At 26.4% G+C, this 20,946-nt stretch carries 18 protein-coding genes, 1 tRNA gene, 1 pseudogene and 1 riboswitch; of the genes and pseudogenes, 19 read left to right on the top strand and 1 reads right to left on the bottom strand.

What is annotated here, in order from left to right; translation table 11 throughout:
- From DJ007_RS16635 to DJ007_RS19730, 9 genes and pseudogenes are all read left to right on the top strand, one after another.
- Entirely contained in the window at positions 1 to 192 is a 192-nt protein-coding gene (locus DJ007_RS16635; protein WP_240739125.1) for a hypothetical protein, read from the top strand.
- Positions 108 to 1,841 carry a proton-conducting transporter transmembrane domain-containing protein gene (locus tag DJ007_RS00395; RefSeq protein ID WP_240739200.1) on the top strand — a complete coding sequence of 578 codons (1,734 nt, stop codon included), beginning with the start codon at positions 108 to 110 and terminating at the stop codon, positions 1,839 to 1,841. Before DJ007_RS16635 ends, DJ007_RS00395 begins: the two co-directional genes overlap by 85 nt.
- Positions 1,838 to 2,734 carry a respiratory chain complex I subunit 1 family protein gene (locus DJ007_RS00390; RefSeq protein WP_129407851.1) on the top strand — a complete coding sequence of 299 codons (897 nt, stop codon included), beginning with the start codon at positions 1,838 to 1,840 and terminating at the stop codon, positions 2,732 to 2,734. The genes DJ007_RS00395 and DJ007_RS00390 overlap by 4 nt, the downstream gene beginning before the upstream one ends.
- A gap of 4 nt (positions 2,735 to 2,738) precedes the next feature.
- The gene (locus DJ007_RS00385; RefSeq protein WP_206075981.1) at positions 2,739 to 3,344 is read left to right on the top strand and encodes a NuoB/complex I 20 kDa subunit family protein; all 606 of its coding nucleotides are present in this window, start codon (positions 2,739 to 2,741) and stop codon (positions 3,342 to 3,344) included.
- Entirely contained in the window at positions 3,328 to 3,843 is a 516-nt protein-coding gene (locus DJ007_RS00380; protein ID WP_129407850.1) for an NADH-quinone oxidoreductase subunit C, read from the top strand. Before DJ007_RS00385 ends, DJ007_RS00380 begins: the two co-directional genes overlap by 17 nt.
- The gene (locus DJ007_RS00375; RefSeq protein WP_129407849.1) at positions 3,840 to 4,952 is read left to right on the top strand and encodes an NADH-quinone oxidoreductase subunit D; all 1,113 of its coding nucleotides are present in this window, start codon (positions 3,840 to 3,842) and stop codon (positions 4,950 to 4,952) included. The genes DJ007_RS00380 and DJ007_RS00375 overlap by 4 nt, the downstream gene beginning before the upstream one ends.
- Before the next feature lie 13 nt (positions 4,953 to 4,965).
- Positions 4,966 to 6,812, top strand: a pseudogene (locus tag DJ007_RS00370) (FAD-dependent oxidoreductase).
- Between the two features lie 80 nt (positions 6,813 to 6,892).
- On the top strand, positions 6,893 to 7,129 hold the full coding sequence (locus DJ007_RS18545; protein WP_276318587.1) for a PD-(D/E)XK nuclease domain-containing protein: 237 nt from the start codon (positions 6,893 to 6,895) through the stop codon (positions 7,127 to 7,129).
- Between the two features lie 7 nt (positions 7,130 to 7,136).
- Positions 7,137 to 7,307, top strand: coding sequence for a PD-(D/E)XK nuclease domain-containing protein (locus DJ007_RS19730; RefSeq protein ID WP_368359304.1), 171 nt, complete (start codon positions 7,137 to 7,139; stop codon positions 7,305 to 7,307).
- Between the two features lie 129 nt (positions 7,308 to 7,436).
- On the opposite strand, the gene DJ007_RS00360 is transcribed toward DJ007_RS19730, so the two are convergent.
- Positions 7,437 to 9,044 (bottom strand): IS1634 family transposase, encoded by a 1,608-nt coding sequence (locus DJ007_RS00360; RefSeq protein ID WP_129407848.1) that lies wholly within the window; start codon positions 9,042 to 9,044, stop codon positions 7,437 to 7,439.
- A 390-nt stretch (positions 9,045 to 9,434) separates the two neighbouring features.
- Here DJ007_RS00360 and DJ007_RS00355 point away from each other — a divergent pair, with 390 nt between their 5' ends.
- The 10 genes from DJ007_RS00355 (at position 9,435) to DJ007_RS00315 (ending at position 20,439) form a co-directional block, all read left to right on the top strand.
- Complete coding sequence (locus DJ007_RS00355; RefSeq protein ID WP_129407847.1) at positions 9,435 to 9,950, top strand: hypothetical protein; 516 nt, start codon at positions 9,435 to 9,437, stop codon at positions 9,948 to 9,950.
- A 209-nt stretch (positions 9,951 to 10,159) separates the two neighbouring features.
- A complete protein-coding gene (locus tag DJ007_RS00350) occupies positions 10,160 to 10,570 on the top strand; it encodes a restriction endonuclease subunit S domain-containing protein (RefSeq protein WP_129407846.1) in 411 nt (136 codons plus the stop codon).
- A gap of 192 nt (positions 10,571 to 10,762) precedes the next feature.
- Complete coding sequence (locus tag DJ007_RS00345; protein ID WP_129407845.1) at positions 10,763 to 14,050, top strand: PD-(D/E)XK nuclease family protein; 3,288 nt, start codon at positions 10,763 to 10,765, stop codon at positions 14,048 to 14,050.
- Complete coding sequence (locus DJ007_RS00340; RefSeq protein WP_129407844.1) at positions 14,031 to 16,295, top strand: UvrD-helicase domain-containing protein; 2,265 nt, start codon at positions 14,031 to 14,033, stop codon at positions 16,293 to 16,295. Before DJ007_RS00345 ends, DJ007_RS00340 begins: the two co-directional genes overlap by 20 nt.
- An 8-nt stretch (positions 16,296 to 16,303) precedes the next feature.
- The gene (locus DJ007_RS00335) at positions 16,304 to 17,200 is read left to right on the top strand and encodes a PD-(D/E)XK nuclease family protein (RefSeq protein WP_129407843.1); all 897 of its coding nucleotides are present in this window, start codon (positions 16,304 to 16,306) and stop codon (positions 17,198 to 17,200) included.
- Positions 17,201 to 17,214: 14 nt separating this feature from the next.
- Positions 17,215 to 18,579, top strand: coding sequence for an AAA family ATPase (locus DJ007_RS18535; protein ID WP_129407842.1), 1,365 nt, complete (start codon positions 17,215 to 17,217; stop codon positions 18,577 to 18,579).
- Between the two features lie 20 nt (positions 18,580 to 18,599).
- Positions 18,600 to 18,857, top strand: a complete 258-nt coding sequence (locus DJ007_RS18530; protein ID WP_129407841.1) for a hypothetical protein — start codon at positions 18,600 to 18,602, stop codon at positions 18,855 to 18,857.
- Positions 18,830 to 19,093, top strand: coding sequence for a hypothetical protein (locus DJ007_RS20980; protein ID WP_497006732.1), 264 nt, complete (start codon positions 18,830 to 18,832; stop codon positions 19,091 to 19,093). Before DJ007_RS18530 ends, DJ007_RS20980 begins: the two co-directional genes overlap by 28 nt.
- Positions 19,083 to 20,180 carry a 5-methylcytosine restriction system specificity protein McrC gene (locus DJ007_RS00320; RefSeq protein ID WP_129407840.1) on the top strand — a complete coding sequence of 366 codons (1,098 nt, stop codon included), beginning with the start codon at positions 19,083 to 19,085 and terminating at the stop codon, positions 20,178 to 20,180. Before DJ007_RS20980 ends, DJ007_RS00320 begins: the two co-directional genes overlap by 11 nt.
- A gap of 168 nt (positions 20,181 to 20,348) precedes the next feature.
- A tRNA-Ser gene (locus DJ007_RS00315) sits at positions 20,349 to 20,439 on the top strand.
- A gap of 279 nt (positions 20,440 to 20,718) precedes the next feature.
- Positions 20,719 to 20,895: riboswitch (Lysine riboswitch) on the top strand.
- The last annotated feature ends 51 nt before the right edge of the window (positions 20,896 to 20,946 follow it).

Genomic DNA, 20,946 nt, shown 5'->3' with positions numbered 1-20,946 from the left:
GTGGCTTTAAATACTTTAATCTTATTCATATTATTGGGTAGTATAGTAACTTATTTTGTAAGTAAAGCAAATAGTAAAGCAGGTGCATGGTTAACAGTTATTATTTCATTAGTTGCTTTATTTGTAATTTACACTTTAAAGGATGCTTCAGGGATGTATTTAATGTATTTAATTATGGAAATTATTCATTAGATTTAGTTACATCAAATTATGCATGGTTCTTTTCAATTGTAATGGTTCTTGTATATTCAATGGTTTCATTCTTTAATCCATATTGGATGGAAAAGGTTATACATCCAGCAGCATATAACTTATTTTACTTATTATCCTTAGGTGGAACATTAGGCGTATTTTATTCTAAAGATTTCTTAACATTATTCATTTTCTGGGAATTAGTAGTATGGTCTTCGATGTTTATAATTCCTTTAGGAAAATCAAGAAGAGCAACAGTTGTATATTATGGAATTAGTACAATTGGCTCCTTTGCAATGTTATATGCATTACTGTTATTAAATGTAAAATATGGAACATTTGAAATTAGTACAGTAATAAACAAATTATCTACAGATCCAAAAATGGCAACATTATTCTTTTTCTTAATTGTTATGGCAGGTTTAACAAAATTAGGTATTTTCCCATTCTATACATGGTTACCTATAGCCCACGGTAATGCTCCACATACATTCTCACCTGTATTATCAGGTGGTCTTGTAAAAATGGGTGGATTTATAGCATTTTTAATTACAGCAGTATTGCCAACATCAAAAGTATTTGCAAACCACTTACAAATATTAAATAACCCATATGAAAATTATATATTAATGATTTTAGGAGCAATTAGTATTATAATAGGTACATTAATGGCTATAAAACAAGATGATGCTAAAAAATTAATTGCCTATTCAACAGTAAGTAATAGTGGTTATATATTAATAGGTTTAGCAATGGTTGATCAAACAGCATTTGCTGGTGGTGTAATGCACGTATTTAATCATGCTATGGCTTCAGCAGCAATGTTTTTAGCATTTGCAGCTATTGCTTACAGAACTGGAACAACTAAAATTTCAGAATTAGGTGGTTTAATTAAAAGAATGCCTGTTACATTTACAGTATATTTAATTGCAATTATTTCATTAGCAGGTATTCCTCCAATGAGTGGATTTGCTTCAAAATGGTTAATATATCAGGGATTATTGAGAAAAGGTAATATGTTTATCGCATTTGCAGCATTCTTCGGTAGTGTTGGTTCATTTATGTATGTTTTTAGACCATTAGCAGGTGCATTTTTAGGACAATTATCCCCTAAACATAAAGATATTAAAGAAGTTCCTTTCTGGATGCAATTACCAATGTTAATAATTTCTGGTTTAACCATATTATATGGTGTATATCCTGGATTAATGCTTAAATATATCGCTAAAATTCAAACATCTTTAAATTTACCAGCAATAGGAGTAGATGGAACAAAGATTTTAACTCCTAATGGTATGTGGGATTCATGGACCGTAACTCTTGTATTCACTATTGGATTTATCATAGCTACAATATTGTATTTTGTATTACCAAAAGCAAAATCAGTGGATTTAATGGATACATATACAAGTGCAGAATTTATTCATAATCCAGACTTATACCATTATTCATCAAATTATTATGCCCCATTTGAAAGATTATATAAAAATCATCCTTCAGTTGAAAAATTCTATGATGCAATTGCGTTAAGGTTTAAAGAATTAGGGTTGTTAGTAAAAACATGGTTCTTTAATGAAAATCCAGCATTTACAGTATTCTGGATTTCAATAGTGATAACTGCTATATTTATGTGGGGTGATAAAATATGAGTACGTTTTTAACAGCTACAGGATTGGTGTTATTGGCTTTCTTCTGGCAAATAACTTTATCAGGTATTCAAAGAAAAGTTACAGCTAGAATTCATAGAAGAGTTGGTTCACCATGGTATCAGAACTTTATTGATTTATTTAAAACCTGGAGTAAAAGTTCAATTTCTCATGGATTTATATATGATTTTGGAGTATTAATGGCTTTAGGTGGGACAATAGCAACTTTAATATTTATTCCCGCTGGTCATATAGTTGTTTTTGATAAATTAGATAATTTCTTTGTTATCACTTACCTATTAGCAGTAGGTTCATTGGGTATGGCTATGAGTGCTGTTGGATCAGGTAATCCATGGGCAAGTATTGGAGTTATGAGAGCTTTAACGCAAATGTTAGCCTATGAAATTCCATATATAATGGCTGTATTTGCTATTATTTATGCAAATAAAACAGCATCAATTCATGCTATAGCATTAGCCCAACAAGGTATGGGAATATTAGGATGGAACATGTTTAGAATGCCTTTAGGAGTAATTGTTGGATTCATATCATTAATGGGTATGCTTGGCAAGAAGCCATATGATGCACCTATAGCGCCAGCAGAAATCGCATCAGGTCCGTTGGTAGAATATGGTGGAAAGCATTTAGGTATGTTAATGTTACAACACGAGTTTGCAACATTTGTTGAAGTAGGATTATTCGTAAACTTATTCTTGGGTGGAGGAACATTATTAGCATTCTTAATAAAATATTTTATCGTATATATTTTAGCAACCATGATTGCATCTGTTGTGGCAAGGTTTAAAATTGATCAATTAGTAGTATTTTATTATAAAGTACCATTAGCATTGGCATTTATTCAAACAGCAATTGTAATATTCACCGGTTTGGGGTGAGCATATGGCTTTAGAAAATGAAAAATTTAATGAAGATAAAATAAATGAAATAGATGTTAATGAATTAGATTGTAGAGATACATTAACATTCTGGGAAAAATTTGGAAATATATTTAGAAGTAAATCAATCTGGATGTTGCACTATTGTACAGGTTGTGGAGCTATGGAATTACCTCCAACAATGACATCAAGATTTGATATGGAAAGAATTGGTATGGCTCCAATGGCAACTCCTAGACAGGCTGATGTTTTATTAATAACAGGATATTTAAGTGTAAAAACCTTAAGAAGAATAATTTATACTTATGAACAAATGCAAAATCCAAAATATGTAGTTGGTTTTGGATCATGTACCTTAAACGGTGGTGTTTATTACGACTCATATGCTGTTATCTCAAGACTTGACTATTATTTACCTGTTGATTTATATATTGCAGGATGTATGCCAAGGCCTGAGGCAGTAATGAGTGGATTCAAAAAGTTAATGAATATGATTAAGAAGGGTGAAGCATTAGGTTGGAAAAGGTACCAAAAATATTATGATTGGTATAAAAAGAACCAAGTTCGTGCCCTCGGGGAGGTGTATGTAAAAGATGAATTCCATGAATAATATTGTTGAAAATATAAAATCAGAATTAAATCCTGAAAATATAGAAATAGTAAAGAAAAACCAAATAGCGATAGATTTAAAAAATGAAGAAGTACATACGGCATTATCTTATTTAAAATCTCAAGGTTGGAGACAATTAACATTATTAACATGTGTTGATTGGATAAAAGAAAATAAATTTCAACTTGTATATATATTAATGAACTGGGATAATTCAGTTACTGTTCAGGTAAGAACAAAAATTGATAGAAATAATCCTAAATTCAAAACGATTATTAACATATATCCTGGAGCAGAAATGTATGAAAGAGATGTACATGAATTTTTCGGAGTGTCTTTTGAAGGTAATCCAAACCACGAAAAAGAATTATTCCTTGAATTATGGGATGATATTCCACCATTGAGAAAAGATTTCGATCCTTTAGCATATTCTAAAAAGAAATTTGATGTAAGGGAATATAAGGTAGATTTTATTCCGAAAGAAGGTGAAGCAGAATGAAAAGACAGGTAAAGTTATTTTTAGGTCCTAATCATCCTGGTATGCATGGTAATTTTAGTGTTCATTTATATGTTGATGGTGATATTGTAGAAAAAGCAAGACCATTACCTGGAATGCTTCATCGTGGATTTGAAAAATTAATGGAAAGAAGATTATGGATGAACAATCTTGCTTTGATACCAAGAATTTGTGTTCCTGAACCAGATATAAATGAAATGGTATATGCAATGGGTGTTGAAACATTAGCAAAAGTAGATGTTCCTGAAAGAGCACATTGGATAAGAATGATTATTTTAGAATTAGCAAGAATAGCCAATCATTTAATGGCCATGGGTGGTATTGGAGGTCCTACTGGATTATATACAGGCCCTAACTGGGCAATTGCTGATAGGGATTTGATTCTTGATATATTTGAAGAAATAACTGGTGCGAGGGTATATCATATGTATATTGTTCCTGGTGGGGTTAGAAAAGACCTTCCAAAGGGAATTGAAAAGAAAATTGAAAATTTCTTAGATTATTTAGAAAAAAGATTGCCAGAATATGATGATTTAATATTAAAAAATCCAATGGTTCAAGCCAGAACAATAGATAATATTATTTTAACTGAGGAAATGTGTTGGGAACTTGGAGTAACAGGTATTGGATTAAGATCATCATCAGGAAAACCATATGATATAAGGAAAGTTGATCCATATGCAAGATATGAGGAAGTTGAATTTGAAGTACCAACTGCTACATATTCTGATGCATATACAAGATTAACTATAAAATATAAAGAAATACAACAGAGTATTAGAATAATTAGACAGGTATTAGATAAAATGCCTAAAGAAGGTCCAGTAAGAGCAAGAATATCAAGAGGTAGTGCTTTAAGATGGAGAGTGCCTAAAGGACAGGTATTCAGTCATATTGAATGTGCTCGTGGAGAATATGGATATTATATTGTTTCAGATGGTTCAAACATGCCATATAGAATTGCAGTTAGAGGAGCTTCATACCCACAGGGATTATTGGGAATTGAAAAATATTTACCAGGTACAAGAATTGATGATGTTGCTATTTGGTTAGATACTATGGGCGTATGTGCTCCAGAAATTGATAGGTAGGTGAGGTGAGAAAATGTCTGATATAAACAAAAGCTTCTTTTCACCAGCTAAAGCTTGGAAATATTTAACAAAAAAGCCAGTAACAATTCCATTAAAAGATGTTATAGAAAATCCAAGAGAAGCTGCAGATAATTATAGAGGTTTTCATACAAATGATTGGGAAAAATGTATAGGTTGTGGAACATGTTCAAAAATATGTCCTGCAGAAGCAATAAATATGATAAGAATACCTGAATTACCTGATGAAGAAGGATCAAAGCCAGAAAGACCAGCATTTGATTATGGAAGATGTACTTTCTGCGGTTTATGTGTTGATATTTGCACTACGGGTTCATTAAACATGTCAAAAGAATATGTTCATTTATCAAATGATCCAAACTCATTCTTCTTTCTACCAAAAGAAGATGGAATACATCATATAGAAGTTGAAAAAGCATATCAAAGAACAGATGATTCTGAATTACTTGATTTAGAAAGAGTTCCTATGGAAATTCTTGATGCAGACACAAGAAAGAAATCATTCTTAGAAGTTGTAAAAGGATTTTCAAAACAACAGGCGATAGAAGAAGCTGCAAGATGTGTTGATTGTGGTATTTGTACAAAGACATGTCCAGCACATATGGATATACCAGATTATATTAGAACAGTTTATGATGATAATGTAGAAGAAGGTTTAAAATGGCTATATAAAACAAATCCATTACCATTAGTTTGTGGTAAGATGTGTACTCACAGATGTGAAACTGCATGTACTATTGGTCATAGAGGTGAGGCAGTATCTATAAGATGGTTAAAAAGATATATCGTTGATCAAATTCCTGCAGAAGAATATCATGAAATTTTAAAGCATGAACAACAAATAATTAAAAAGGTAGATAAAAAAGTAGCAATAGTTGGTGGAGGTCCTGCAGGTTTATCAGCAGCATATTACTTAGTATTAATGGGATACAAAGTTACAGTATTTGAAGCAGAAAAAAGACCAGGTGGTGTATTAAATTACGGAGGTCCTGTTTATAGATTACCACTTGAATCATTTGAAAAAGATTGGAAATATATCGAATCATTAGGCGTTGAATTCAGATTAAATACAAGAGTTGGAATAGATGTAACTTTAGAAGAATTAAAAGATAATTATGATGCTGTATTCTTATCTTCAGGATTTACATTAGGTAGATCTACAGGTGTTCCAGGAACAGAACATCCAATGGTAAAACAGGCTATGGTTGTATTAAAAGAAATGAAATATTATATAATTGGCGATGGGCCAAAACCATATATTCCAAAAAAATTAGTTGTAATTGGTGGAGGTAACGTTGCTATGGACGTTGCCAGAACAATGGTAAGATTACAAAATATTGAATATGGAAAATCAGAAGTTCATGTAGTAAGTTTAGAAAGAAGTTTAGATGAAATGCCAGCAGATTGGGATGAAAAACATGAGGGTGGAGAAGAAGGAGTAATCTTCCATCCAGGTTGGGGTCCTATTGAAATAATAACAGAAGGAGATAAAGTAAAAAAGCAAGATTCAAAAAAGTATTGTCAATATTTGACGAAAACAGAAGATTCAATCCTAAATATGATGAATCACAAATTTTAGAAATTGAAGCAGATATGGTTGTAGAATCTATAGGTCAGATGCCAGATTATTCATATTTACCAGAAGAAATTAAAGAAAAAATAGAAATAGTAAGAGGAAGAATAAAAACAGATGAATATAATCATGTTGTTGGTGTTCCATGGTTATTTGCTGGTGGTGACATCGTTCATGGTCCAGATATTATTCACGGTGTTGCAGATGGTCATAAAGCTGCACAGGGTATAGATTTCTACTTAACAGGGTATGATAAGGATAAAAAATAATTATTAACAATATAAACCCCGGATTTTTAAAAATCCGGGTTTTTATTTTTTATACAATAATAAATCTGGAAAATATAATATTGGATATAATCCTGGGAAATATAAAGAATTTACAAACAAATTCAAAAAAAATAGTGGAAGAAACATTGAGTTATTTTGATGTAAGTAGAGAAGAACCAGAAAGATTCTATCATGGACTAATACTTGGAATGGTAGTGGGATTAAGCAAAAAATACATAGTAAAAAGCAACAGAGAAGCGGGATATGGAAGAGCAGATGTAATATTAATCCCAAAAGAAAAAAAGAACCAGGAATAATATTTGAATTCAAAAAACATTACATAAAAGAAGGGATTTAAAAGACAGTGCAGAAATAGGAATAAAACAGATAGAAGAAAAGGGATATGAAAAAGAAATAAAGAGTTATGGAATAGAAAAAATAATAAAAGTGGCAATTGCATTTGATAAAAAGAATGTAGAAATTATGATAAAATAACCGGGGAAAATTCCCGGTTATTTTCCTGAGTTTGACAGTATTTTTTTCAATAAAATTCTAAAAAGCAGAATTATTCTAAAAAACAACAATTGTTAATTTTTTATTAAATACAAAAGTGTCATTACACCCCTAAATTTTATATTTTTCTTTGAATTCTGTATAGGGTGAAATTATTTTTGGTACAGGAATATTTAATGTATTTAATATTCTTTGTCCTAATTTATTTAAATTCATTCTCGCTACAAGATGTTGCTTTTGTGTTTTAAATTCAATGTATTCCATATTTTTAATAGCTTCTCTTATTTTTTCATGAGAGTATTCAACATTATTTTTTTCCAGTTCTAATTCTAGTGTTCTTTGAATTATGTAAGATATGAAACTCATTACAATATGTCCTTTTATTCTTTTTGGTGTCCAATGAAATACCGGTCTTGTTTCAAGATAATTTTTTAATGTTCTAAATGTTTCTTCTACTTTCCATAATGTATGATATTGTTCTAATATTTCTTTTGGAGATAGTTTTGTGTTTGTTATTATTCCATAGTATCCATCGTATTTTTCATCATTTTCTATTTTTTCTATGTCCAGTATATAATTTTGTTTATTCTGTTCTTTTAAATATTTTTTCGCTCCTCTTTTACTTTTTGAATCTATATTTCCTTCTTCTAACATTTTTTTCGCTTTTTCTATTAATCGTAGTCTATCTGCTCTGTCTTTTTTGGCTCTTTCTTCTGAATATATTATGAGTAATCTTTTATTTTCATATTCTACTTCTCTATATTTTATTCCTTTTGCTAGTTCTATGAATTCTCCTTCAAATATATTTACTTTTTTTATTTGTTTTATTGATTTTCCTACTATGAATTCATAATTAGAATTTTCTACTACTTCTATATTTTTTTTACTCATCATTCCTCTATCTGCTACTACTATTACTTTTCCTAATTGATATTCTTTTTTCATTTTTTCTATTGAATCTTTAAATGTATGCCCTTCAAATGTATTTCCTGCATATATATCAAAACTAACTGGCATTCTATCCTGATCTATTGACATCCCTAATACTATTTGTGATTCATTAAATTTCTTATCTTTTGAATATCCCATTTGTAATATTTCATTTGTTTGTTGTGTTTCAAACGCTAATGTCGTTACATCGTAAAATACTAAATCTACCGTTGTATTAAACAAACTTATCCTTTGATTATACATATGTTTTTCTATCGACTCTTTATTATCTGCCAATATATCCAATGTTCTGTATAACCAGTGCAGCATTACATCTTTTTCTTCCAGGTCTTTTTCTTTTTTAACTTCCACTTTGTTATATCCAAAATACTCTAAATTATTAAATATTCCCAATTTACTTTTCGGTTCTACTATTCTATTCATCACCATTATTTTTAGCATCTCTTCTGCATTGTATTTTATTTCTTTATCCAGTCTTTCAAAATATCTTTTCATCTCATATCTTTCGAATATCTTATTTACTATTACTTTGGCTCCGTAATTCTTTTTATCCGGTGCCTTTTTTATATCTTCTATATCAATATAATTTTTTAAATCAAATATTTGTATGAGTTTATTTACTATATTTTTCGCTTCATTTTCGCTAAAAGAGTCAATCCTTCCTAAGTTTGCAACAGTTCTTTGCTTTATCTTACCATTTTCCCTATAACTTTCAACAATTCTTAAATATTCAACACCTTTGTTATTTTTAACTACTCTCAAAAACACAAAAATCACCTCTTGATTTCATAATACCATTACTTATTATACCACAAAAATATTATGAAATCAAGAATATAACGCTATTGTTAAAAATATTTGTGTCACTACAAAAATTTTTCAACCCCCAATTTTCACCCTTTTCATCGTCGCAAACCCGCATTCTACCGTTTCGATTTTTCAAAAATCATGAAATCGCTGTCAAACTCAGGAGAAATTATGATAAAATAACCGGGGAAAATTCCCGGTTATTTTTATAATCCTAATTATTATGAGTTTTTGTTATTATATATGATAAAATTCTAAAAAACAAACATAATAAAAGTAACTTTTTTCTAAATTAACTTGACAAATTAATGTTTTTGCAGTATAATATATACTGTAAATGGAGGTGAGATTTTGAAATTACAGGAATTAATTTTATTAAAAAACGATTACATGAGAGAAATTAAAACAGTAGAAGAAGAAATAAGTACTCTTTTTAGAATTTCAACCGGTATTAGTAATGAAGAAATTGAAACACTTGTTTCTAAATTGGAAAAATTAATTTTTAAGAAAAAAGAAATAGAATCTAAAATTCTTGAAGTAAATTCAAAAAGTGAAGTTATTTTTAATGATAAAAAATATAAGCTTGTAGATTTAATAAAAATGATGGAAGGCTATGAAGTATTTATTAATGAATTAGATAAAGTAAAAGTGAAACTAATTAATTATATTGAAGATAAAAAAGATGAATTGAGATATAAAAGAGATGATGAACATGTAAATATGAAAGAAATTAATGAAATGATTGAACAACAAAAAAAGAATATAAATGAAATTAGTGAAAAAATAAAGAAATATAAAAAAGAAAAGAGAAACATACAAAAAGTAGTGGAAAAAAATAATTGGACAATTGAAGTGGATTATGAATAACCTTTCTTAAGGTTGTTTTATGATCCGCTTCGGCAGGAACCTGATTAAAGGCAATTTTATTGTTTCCTTTTTAACCATCTTCAAGACTCATTTTATTTTATTTCTATGGTTGAATCCATTTGATGGGTAAAGGAGATAAGACTCAAGACTTATAATTCAAGATTAAAGGCTCTTTAAGGTTCCTGCTTTTTATCTAAAGGAGTGGTTGTATGAAAAAATACAAATTAAAAGAAATATCAAATATATTTTTATCACCATCTTTAACAGAGATGGAAGATGGTGATATTTTATATATTAAACCAAAAAATATTAAGGAAAATAAGATTTCATATAATGAATTATCGAGAGCTATATATGATAAAAACAGAAATATAGAGAAATATTTTTTAAAAAAAGGGGATATAATATTCAGAGCAAAGGGAACTAACTTTTATGCTACATTAATTGATAAAGATGTTGAAAGATTAATATCCTCACAGATTTTTTTCAATATAAGAATAACGATTCTTGATTTATATCCTGAATTTTTATTGTTACAACTTAATAATAAATATAATAAGCAATATTTTGAAGAAAATTCACATGGAAAAATAGTTAAGATAATAAAAAAAGAGTATTAGAAGATTTTATTGTTTCAATTCCACCAATAGGGATACAAAAAGAAATAATAAAAAAAGTAGAAAGTTTTAACAATGAAAAAAACATTTTAAAAGAATATATAAAAATTAAAGAAGAGCTATTGGAAAATGAAGTATTTTTAAGCTTATCAGAAAAAGATTCATAATATTATATTTAAAAATCTGGAGGTTATTATGAAAGAAGTAAAATTAATTGAATTAAAAAAGACACATTTTGAGGAATTGGCTGATTTTATAATTCCATATTATGAATATGATCCTATGAATTTCCTTTTTATAGGACCTTCTGGTGATTATGTTAAGCAAGTAGCGGAAAGCGTTGCGAGAAAACTCGATAAAACATTAAATAGAGATGCTTTTAGAGTTATAAATCAATATGCAGTAGAAATGTTTAGAAGATATGAACCTTCTTCTGTTTTTATAGATAGGGATTTTTTAAAAGCATATATAGCAAAAGAATTAGAGGATTTAATAGAAAAAGAAAAGAATAATCCTCAATTTAAAAATTATCTAAAAACACTTTCAAAATCAAAACAATCAATAGAATATCTTCTTGAAATATTTGAAAAAAAATGGGAAATATCAAGAATTGAAGATAAAGAAACTATTTCTCATAATGAATTATATGCTGAAATAGATAGAGATATGGAAAGTGATGATAATCTTTTTAGATTATATAAATATCTTGAAGAAAAACTTGAAGATATATTAAATGCAAAGTTTGATAATTCAAAAACTTTAAACAAAAATTATGATCAAATCAGTATATATAAATGGTTTTATGAGGATTTTCCTAAAATAGAGCATAAACTTGGAACAACACTTGTAATAAGTGGTTTTTTTGATATTCCACCTATACTTACAAAGGTATTAAAAGAGTTATTTAACATGTTTGATAATGTATATTTTTTTGCCTGGAATCCAATCAATGAAGACTCATTTAAAAGTCTTGAAAAAATAATAACCTTTTTAAAAGACTCTGGGTTTAAATTTGATTCAAGAAGAAAAAATATAAAAACGCTTTTTAAACATATAAATTTCTATAATTACCATTTTAAGAATACAGTTTTAGAAATAGAGAATCTAGCAAAAGAAATAAAGAGAAAAATTGTATACGAAGGTTATCAACCTCAAGATTTTGGAATAATAGTTCCAGATACACAAACTGCAAATGCCTTTGCAGAATTTTTTGAAGAATTAAAAGTTCCATATAGATTGAAAAATGATATACCTCTCTCAGAAAGCATTATCGTTACTAAATTATTATTACCATTAAAGACAAAATATTCGGGATATGAAATAGAAGACTTGCTCGCTCTTATAGAAGCAGGATATGGAGGCGAAAGATCCCTATCCATTGATGAAATAGAAGCGTTGTTAAAGAGCTTAAATTTATATTATGATTATCCAAAATCATCACTTGAATCAAGAAAAAGCAAATGGTTAAGCACAATAGATACTAAATTAAATGATGTTAAATTGGAGTTAGAAAAATCCGATGAAAAAGAAAGATTAGAAAAGTTAAATGCGGAATTAGAAGAATTATATGTAATATTTAAAAATTTATTTGAATTATTAGAAGAAATAGACAGAAATGACTTTGAATTAAGTTATTATAGAAAGTTATTAAGTAAATGGTTAAACGAAGGAATAATAAATATTGCGAATATAGAAAAGGTTGAAAGTGAATTTAATGCATTATATAAATTTCAGGAATTATTGTTAAAAACAGAGAGAAACTTAGAAAAATTGATACAGGGTAATATAAAACTTTCAAAATTTTATAATATTCTTGTCAGTCTTATTGAAACAGAAAAATATAGAATTTCTGAAAGATACTCAAATACGGTAGAGATTTTTACATTAAATGATTCAAGGTTTGTATATAAAAAATATAAAATATTTGTAGCCTTTACAGATAAGAATTATCCTTCAATTGCTATAAATCCATTATTATCCCAAATAACACAAACTAATAATTATTCAAAAATCTCTGAATTACAATTCAGAGAAAATCTGTTTATATCCATGCTTTTTTCTGATAATGTGATATTTACCTATCCAAAGGCAACACTTTCTGGAGAGGAAATATTGATATCGCCATATCAAAAAGATTTAGAAAAAATAATAGGTGAAATAGAAGAATATCCATTCTTTATTAAAAGTGAGGAAATAATTCCAGAAAATCCAGATGAAATATATTCATTCGAACAGGCCGCATTGTATTTTTCTTATAATAAATTGAATTCAGAAGTTACAGGTATAAAAGAAATAATTGATGAAATAAAAAATCTTGAAGATAAGAAAAATAATATAAATTGGAAATTAAATGATAAAACAAAAATTGGTGAAATCAGTCATCACAAAATATCCACTTATGTGGATTGCCCGTTTAAATATTATTTAAGTAATGTAGCCAGGATAATAACGAATAAGGATTTTTCAATATTCTATATCGGTAATTTAAAACATCGAATAATGAAGGTTTTGTTTGACAAATATCCAACATATAATAACATAAAAGGTTTAATACAAAATAAAGAAAAACTATATAATGAAATAAAAACAATTGCGCTTCAAGAATGGGATAATTCTGGAGTTGAGGAATTAAGATCATACAAAGTTGTAAAAGAAATTGAAATAGAGAATATTTCTAATGAATTAGTAAATGTCGTAGAAATTTTAGTAAATAAATATATTCTATATAAAGGAAATAACAGTATTTTATATAATAAAGTTTTAGAAACTGAATCTTCAATCTCAGGAAAATATAATAATTATAATCTTTTCGCAAGAATAGATAGAATAGATATTTTAGATAAGGACCTGATTTTTAATGAAGAATATGACGAAAAGGGAAATATAAAAGCTATTCCAAAACACAATAATGAAAATATTAGTTATTCAGTAATTGATTATAAAAATAGCGAAAGTTATCAAACAGATCAGTTATTATTTTATTATTTAACGCTTATAAATAATAACGACTGGAAAGAAAAGCTAAATGAAAAATCAATATTTTTAAGTTTTATGCCAATGAGTGAAAACAACAGAAAAAAATATACATCTTTAAATTGGATAAAAATTGAGGAGGATTATATATATATTAAATATTTTGGAAATTCAAAATCGTATGAAAAAGTAACATTAAATGAACTTGAAAATTGGATCAATGAAATTATTGATGCAATAAAAAATTCAGAATATTATCCTGTTTTTATTAATGATGAAAAAAAGTTAAAATATAGATTTTTAGATTATCTTAAATTAAAAGGTTATAAAAATCAAAATGCGAAGGAAAAATATTATGCCTGTAAAATTGGCTGGAATAATAAGTGTGAATATTATAAATTATGCAGTTTAATGAGCTGGAATGGAAAATATTCTTTTAAAGAAAGGAAACATTTAACAAAAAATGACCTTTTAAAATTACGGGGTGAAAATGATGATAGAAGTTCTTGATATAGACAAAATGAAAAAGAATTTAGATAAAAATTATTTTATATCCGCATCTGCTGGAACAGGAAAAACATATACAATAACTCAATATTATATAGCTATACTGGAAAAATATGAAAAAGAAAATTATCCAGATATAGTTCAAAATATCCTGGCGGTTACTTTTACAAATAAAGCTGCAGGAGAAATGAAAGAAAGGATACTGGAAAAAATAGATGAAAAGATAGAAAGTGGAAAAAATTATAAATATTGGCGACAGATTAAAACAAATTTAAATCATTCATGGATAATGACAATAGATAGTTTTTGTTCAAGAATTCTAAGGGAAAACAATATTGCAATAGGTGTAGATCCAAATTTTACAATAATAAATGAATTAAGAATGGACATTGAAATAGAAAAATCGGTATATAATACATTAAAAATACTATTTTTATTATATGAAAATAAAAATACAGATATTGATGAAATTACATATTTCTTACCTCTTGAAAGAAGAGAAGTAGTAAAAAAAATAATATTCGAATTATTAGGAAACGAAGAAAAATTTAATTCATCTTTGAAATACATACTTCAGGAATTGGGATTGGATACCTTTAAAAAGGTATTATTAGAAACGTTGAAAAATTGGAGAACTGAAATGAAAATGAGTTCTATTCCTCCATTTGAATTATATAATAAGGATTATAATGATGTATTATGGCTATTTCAAAAATCCGTGTTTATAGCCCAGGAAATATACAATTTATACACAACCGATCAGTTTCAATTTGATTTTAAAGGTGTTCTTGATAAAACCCTTGAAACATTAAAAGATGAAAGAATAAAAGAAAAATATAAAAATAAATTTAAATATATTATTGTTGATGAATATCAGGATACTAACTTTCTTCAAAAAGCATTATTTGATAATATTCATGAAGATAAAAAGAATTATATTTTTTATGTAGGTGACAGAAAACAGTCTATATATAGATTTAGAGGAGCAGATGTTTCTGTTTTTGCAGTTACAGAAAATGAATTTGATGAAAATAGTAAATTCCAGTTAAGGGTTAATAGACGTTCTAATGCAGAAATTGTGGAATTTGCCAATGAATTTTCAGAAAAAGTGTTATTTAGCGAAAAGACTTTAGATGGATATAAAGAAGTAAAAGAGGAATATAGGGATATTTTCGAAAATCTATTATTTAGTGATGATAAAGATACTTCAGATTATGAAAAAATTGATGAAAATGATATAATTCCCTCTATTTCCAGAGAAAAAGAGGATAAATATAGAATTAAATACGTTATTTCAACTCAAAAAGAAGAGTATGAAACAATAGCTAAAACCATAAAATCTTTGATTGGAAAAAAGATGAAGTTCAGAAAAAGAAAGAATGGTAAAATAGTTTTTGAAGAAAAAGAAATAGAATATAAAGATATTGCAATATTACTGAGAGATTTAAAAAATTCGGAAGAAGGAATTAGAGCTGCGTTTAAGAAGTTTAATATACCATTTTACATACTTGGAAGTAAATCTTTTTATGATAAAAATGAAGTTCAAACAGTTTTTTCTGCATTATACGCTATTCAAAATCCTCATAATGACTTTAATTTTACCAGTTATATGATGTCATTAATGGTTGGAATTACTTTTCAAAAATTAAATGAAATAATTAAGAAAAAAAGAGAAAATAAATATAAATCATTATACGAAACAGTTCAAAAAAATAAATCAATTTTAAATAAAGATGAAATAAAAGGATTTGAGGTATTAGAAAAGTATGTTGAATTAAGATATTACTTAAAACCAACACATATATTAAAAGGTATTATAACAGAAAATAATTACTTCTCAAAATTAACGTTATTACCAGATTCTCATTACGCAATTGCAAATGTAAAAAAACTAATTAATGAAGCAGAACAATATAACACATTAGCCGTTTCTTTTGCAGAATTAATAAGATTATTAAAGAAAACGTCAGAGGTATCTGAAAGTGAAGCGGCAATAGAAGATGAAAAGCAAAATGTAGTAAAAGTATTGACTATTCACAAATCTAAAGGTCTTGAATTTCCAATTGTAATACTTGGAAGTTTGGGAAAAGGAATAAGTTTAAATATAGATGAAAAAGCAGGTTCTGATAAGAAAATTTCTAAAGAAAATATAGAATTTTCATTACCTGAAAATAATTTAAGATACTTTGTTTTAAAACAACTATTTTTTAAGAAAATAAAAAATAATCCTGAATTACCAGGGATATAAAAGATAAATTGAGAATAGAGTTAGGGAAAGACTTTACCAGAATATTTGATATTAATAAATTTCTTGAAGATACGGAAGCTTTAAGATTAATGTATGTTGCAATAACCAGACCAAAAGAAATGTTGATTCCAATAATCAAACCACAAAAAAACGATTCTAATAATATTAAATATTATTCAGATTTATTTATGAAATTAAATTATGAAGCCAGAGATATAATTTCAGAAAATGATTTAGATGTTCAGGAAATAGATCTTAAAAATAAAGAGGTAAAAAAAGAAACTCAAATAAATGAAAAAAATTTGAGTGATTTAACTGAATTAGCATATAAAAAGTATATTGCTCCAACATATATAATAAACGAATTAAAAAAAGAAGAAAATTCTGATGATTTAACAGAAGAAGGATATGTAACAATAGGAGAATATGATTTTTTTAAAGAACAGGAATTTTTATTAAAAGGCACTGAATTGCATTCATTAATGGAGAGTGTAAATAATTTTAGTCAAATTCAATATTTAATTAAAGCAGGAAAATTACCTGAAAAACTTGATAATGAGTTAATAAAAAGATTATTTTCATATAAAAAGTTCAAAACAGAGTGGAGATTGGTAAAAAGAAAAGTGATTGAAAATAAGGAATATATGATTTTTGGAGTTCCAGATAGAGTTGTTTTTGATGAAAATAATAATATAGAAATATTGGATTATAAATATTCTGATTTAAATAACTCTAAAAAGATTGAAGATTATAAATTTCAACTGCAATTTTATATGTATCTATTAAAAGATTTTGAAAATCCAATCAAAGGTTATATTATCAGTCTGAAAAACGGAAAAATAATTGAAGTTGCATATGATGAAAATTTTGAAGAAAAATTAGTTAATAGAATATTATTAATTTAGCGAGGGGCAGTAATATGGATATTACTAATGAAGAAAAAAAATATGATGAAAAAGAAATTAATGAAATGGGAAAATATTTATTATCATTATCGAAAAAACTGAATCAATACAAAAATGATATCGAATTATTTATAAAGGTTATAAAAAAAATGAAAAAAGATGATTTGAATAAACTATACAATAAATATAAGAGTTATAAAAATGATAAGATAGGACCAATACAATTAATAAGAATAAAAATTATAAAAAAAATTATAAATGAAAATGACATTTCATTATCTGATATAGAAAAAATAAAGAATGATATTTCTAAAGATTATGATAAAGACATTTTACGTAGTTGGAATAATTTTAAAATTCTTTTTGGGATATATTATTCAAATGTGAAAAGTACTGTGGAATATTTCTTAAATATAATTGGAAAATATATAGTGAATAATACAACTTTAAAAAAACATAATTATATATATAAAGCAAAAGGATTTGATTGGAATCATAGTTTTGGTGATGATGCTTGTTTTTTGTTTTTTTTTCCAATAGGAAGAGACTTTAAAAACGCATTTAGATTTAGTATATATTTTGAGAAAGGAAAAATGCATGTTAACTTTGATTATATTGAAAAAAATATTAATAATATAATAAATAATAAAATTATTAATGATTTTAAATCTATAAAAAAATATAATGATGAATTGTTTTCAATTGAAAAAATTATTTCTTATTTAAATAAATATGATGAAATATTATTTAAAGCAAATATTTCTATTTTAAATGAATGGCAATATGAAGTAGCAAAAATGATTTTTAAAATGGAGAAAGATGAATTTTCGAGGAAAGAATTTCTCTCAATATATAAAAAAGATTTGAGTAATATATTTCCAAATAACAATACTATAGATCGGACTGTTAGCCAGACGTTGCAAGAACTTAGAGATAAAGCATTATTAAAGTTTATTGATAATAATGGGAATTATATTATAATAAATAATAGTTTATGGAAATATTTATTTAATAAGAGATATACATATAGTGAAAATGATTTTTTCAAAAATATTTTTCTTGAAAAAGAAGAGATTAAAAAAATAATTGAATTATTAAAAAGAAAAAAGAATATTATATTGCAAGGACCTCCCGGTGTAGGAAAAACATTTTTAGCAAAAAAAATTGCACTTTTGATGGAAATTGAAGAAGATAATATTGAAACTGTTCAATTTCATCAATCTTATTCATATGAAGAATTTATTATGGGATATAAACCCACAAATGCTGGAGGGTTTGAATTAAAAAAGGGAATTTTTTATAATTTTGTTGAAAAAGCAAAAGATAATCCTAATAATAATTATTTATTTATTATTGATGAAATTAATAGGGGAATTTAAGCAAAATCTTTGGAGAATTAATGTTATTATTAGAAAGTGATAAAAGAGGAGATGAATACAAAATATCATTAACTTACCAACCTGAAAAATACTTTTATATTCCAGATAATATATATATAATTGGAACTATGAATACTGCTGATAGGTCCATAGCTTTAGTAGACTATGCTTTAAGAAGAAGATTTGTCTTTTTTTCATTAGACCCTGCATTTAATAATGAGAACTTTAAAAATCATTTAAAAGAAAAAAAATTGAAGATAATAACATTGATATTTTAATCAAAAACATTAGTGAGTTAAACAAATTAATTGAAGAAGATTTAGGAAAGGATTTTAGAATAGGACATAGTTATTTTACACCTAAAGATGTAGTTAATGATTTTGATGTTTGGTATAACGATATTATTGAATTTGAAATAAAACCATTATTAGAAGAATATTGGTTTGATGATTATTCTAAGGTAGATGAGGCATTAAATATACTAAAAAAAATCAAGGTGGAACATGAAAAATAGTATATCAGTAGAAAATAATAGAGAATTATATAACAATATTTTTTATATGTTATTATATGCCTGGGAAAGAATAGATCTAAAATTGTTGGATAAAATAAATGTAGCAAAGGAAGATTATGATAATTTTCCTACCTTTTTAGTATGGATATTATCAAACTTACTATCAAAATTGATAAAAAAAGGATTGGAAAAAAATTATGATACTTTTGTAGATGATCTAAGTTTTTCAAGAGGGAAAATAATGATAAAAAATACAATGAATAATATGTTGAGAAAAAAATTAAAATTAAATTGTCAATATGATATATTGAATAGCAATACATTAAATAACCAGATAATAAAAACAACATTATATTTATTGTTAAAAAGCGAGTATAGAAAAAGCATAATTAATAAAAAAGAAATAATAAAAAATATAGAAATTTTATATAATTATTTTCATGATGTAGAACTAATAAAATTAAATAAAAATACTTTTAAAAAAGTTATATTACATAGAAATAATAAGCATTATGATATTGTAATTAAAATATGCGAATTTATTTATAATAATTATTTGATATACGAAAGTGACAAATATGATGAAAAAATAATAAACATCTTAGATGATGAAACCAAAATGAGTACTATTTTTGAAGAATTTGTTCTAAATTATTATAAAACTAAATTAAAAAATGCACTGGTTAAAAGAGAAAATATATATTGGTCATGGTCAAAAAATATCCTTGAAGGAGATGAAAATCTTATTCCAAAAATGCAGACAGATACATCTATTGAACTTGGAAATAAAAAAATTATCATAGATACTAAATACTATAAAAAGGCATTATCTAAAAATTATGATAAAGAAAAATTTATATCTTCAAATCTATATCAAATAAACTCATATTTAACAAACTATATATTAAATAAAAAAGAAAAATTAGAATTAGTTGGTATTCTGTTATATCCAGAAGTTGGAAGTGAAATTAATTTTTGTGCTGAGAATAAAAAAACAATAAAATATAAAATTTGCGTAAAAACTATAGATTTAAATAAACATTGGACAAATATCGAGAAAAGATTAAATACTCTAATTAAAATTTAAATTTTATTGTAGAAGTTTTTAGTATTTTACTTAAAACCTCTTTTCATCTTTTTTCAATTATAAATTGCTTATTAATGAGTTACAAATCACAAAAATTTAATTATGTTTATTTTACTACTTGACTAAAGTGGAAAGTTATGATAAAATATGTTGGAAAGTTAATATAACGGAGAGATGGCCGAGCGGTCGAAGGCGCACGCCTGGAGAGCGTGTGACGGGCACAACCCGTCCGTGGGTTCAAATCCCACTCTCTCCGCCATTAAGAGCAGGACAACCTGCTCTTTTTTTATTTGTGATTTTGTGATATAATATATTAAATAAAAAATTCAATACAATTAGGAGGATACAATGACCTTTTTTGAGAAATGGAAAATGAGATGTCCAATAATAAGATTTATAGAACGTTTGCGAATGAAAAGGATGAAAGTAAAAGTAAAGAAAATAAATTTGAAATAGAATGCTTAACTTTTATGTTGTATATATGTAATGTTTAGTTAAAAAACATTTGATAAACTACATCAAAAGTTAATAAGTTAAACGAACAAACGGAGGCGCAACCAAGATGAGTAATCTACCTATCGCTTGGGTAGGCTTGGGTAGATGAAAGGCGAGGTTGCCGAAGGGTGTAAGATTTACCCATCTTACATGCCTGGTTGCATAGGGAATACCTATGTGACTGTCGCATGATTTATGCATGCGGAGAGCCGTTTGAAATAATGTGATTGTAATATTATTTCAAATATTGGCCTTCCCATGCGGAAGGCCA

Origin of the sequence: Marinitoga lauensis, assembly GCF_004135675.1 — a bacterium.
GTDB lineage: Bacteria > Thermotogota > Thermotogae > Petrotogales > Petrotogaceae > Marinitoga > Marinitoga lauensis.
This window is presented reverse-complemented; position numbering and strand designations above follow the sequence as displayed.

Coding starts and splice junctions, on each gene's coding strand:
- DJ007_RS00380 (WP_129407850.1), top strand. CDS start 3,328: ATGAATTCCATGAATAATATTGTTGAAAATATAAAATCAGAATTAAAT.
- DJ007_RS00390 (WP_129407851.1), top strand. CDS start 1,838: ATGAGTACGTTTTTAACAGCTACAGGATTGGTGTTATTGGCTTTCTTC.
- DJ007_RS18535 (WP_129407842.1), top strand. CDS start 17,215: ATGGATATTACTAATGAAGAAAAAAAATATGATGAAAAAGAAATTAAT.
- DJ007_RS00320 (WP_129407840.1), top strand. CDS start 19,083: ATGAAAAATAGTATATCAGTAGAAAATAATAGAGAATTATATAACAAT.
- DJ007_RS00340 (WP_129407844.1), top strand. CDS start 14,031: ATGATGATAGAAGTTCTTGATATAGACAAAATGAAAAAGAATTTAGAT.
- DJ007_RS18530 (WP_129407841.1), top strand. CDS start 18,600: ATGTTATTATTAGAAAGTGATAAAAGAGGAGATGAATACAAAATATCA.
- DJ007_RS00345 (WP_129407845.1), top strand. CDS start 10,763: ATGAAAGAAGTAAAATTAATTGAATTAAAAAAGACACATTTTGAGGAA.
- DJ007_RS00385 (WP_206075981.1), top strand. CDS start 2,739: ATGGCTTTAGAAAATGAAAAATTTAATGAAGATAAAATAAATGAAATA.
- DJ007_RS00375 (WP_129407849.1), top strand. CDS start 3,840: ATGAAAAGACAGGTAAAGTTATTTTTAGGTCCTAATCATCCTGGTATG.
- DJ007_RS00350 (WP_129407846.1), top strand. CDS start 10,160: ATGAAAAAATACAAATTAAAAGAAATATCAAATATATTTTTATCACCA.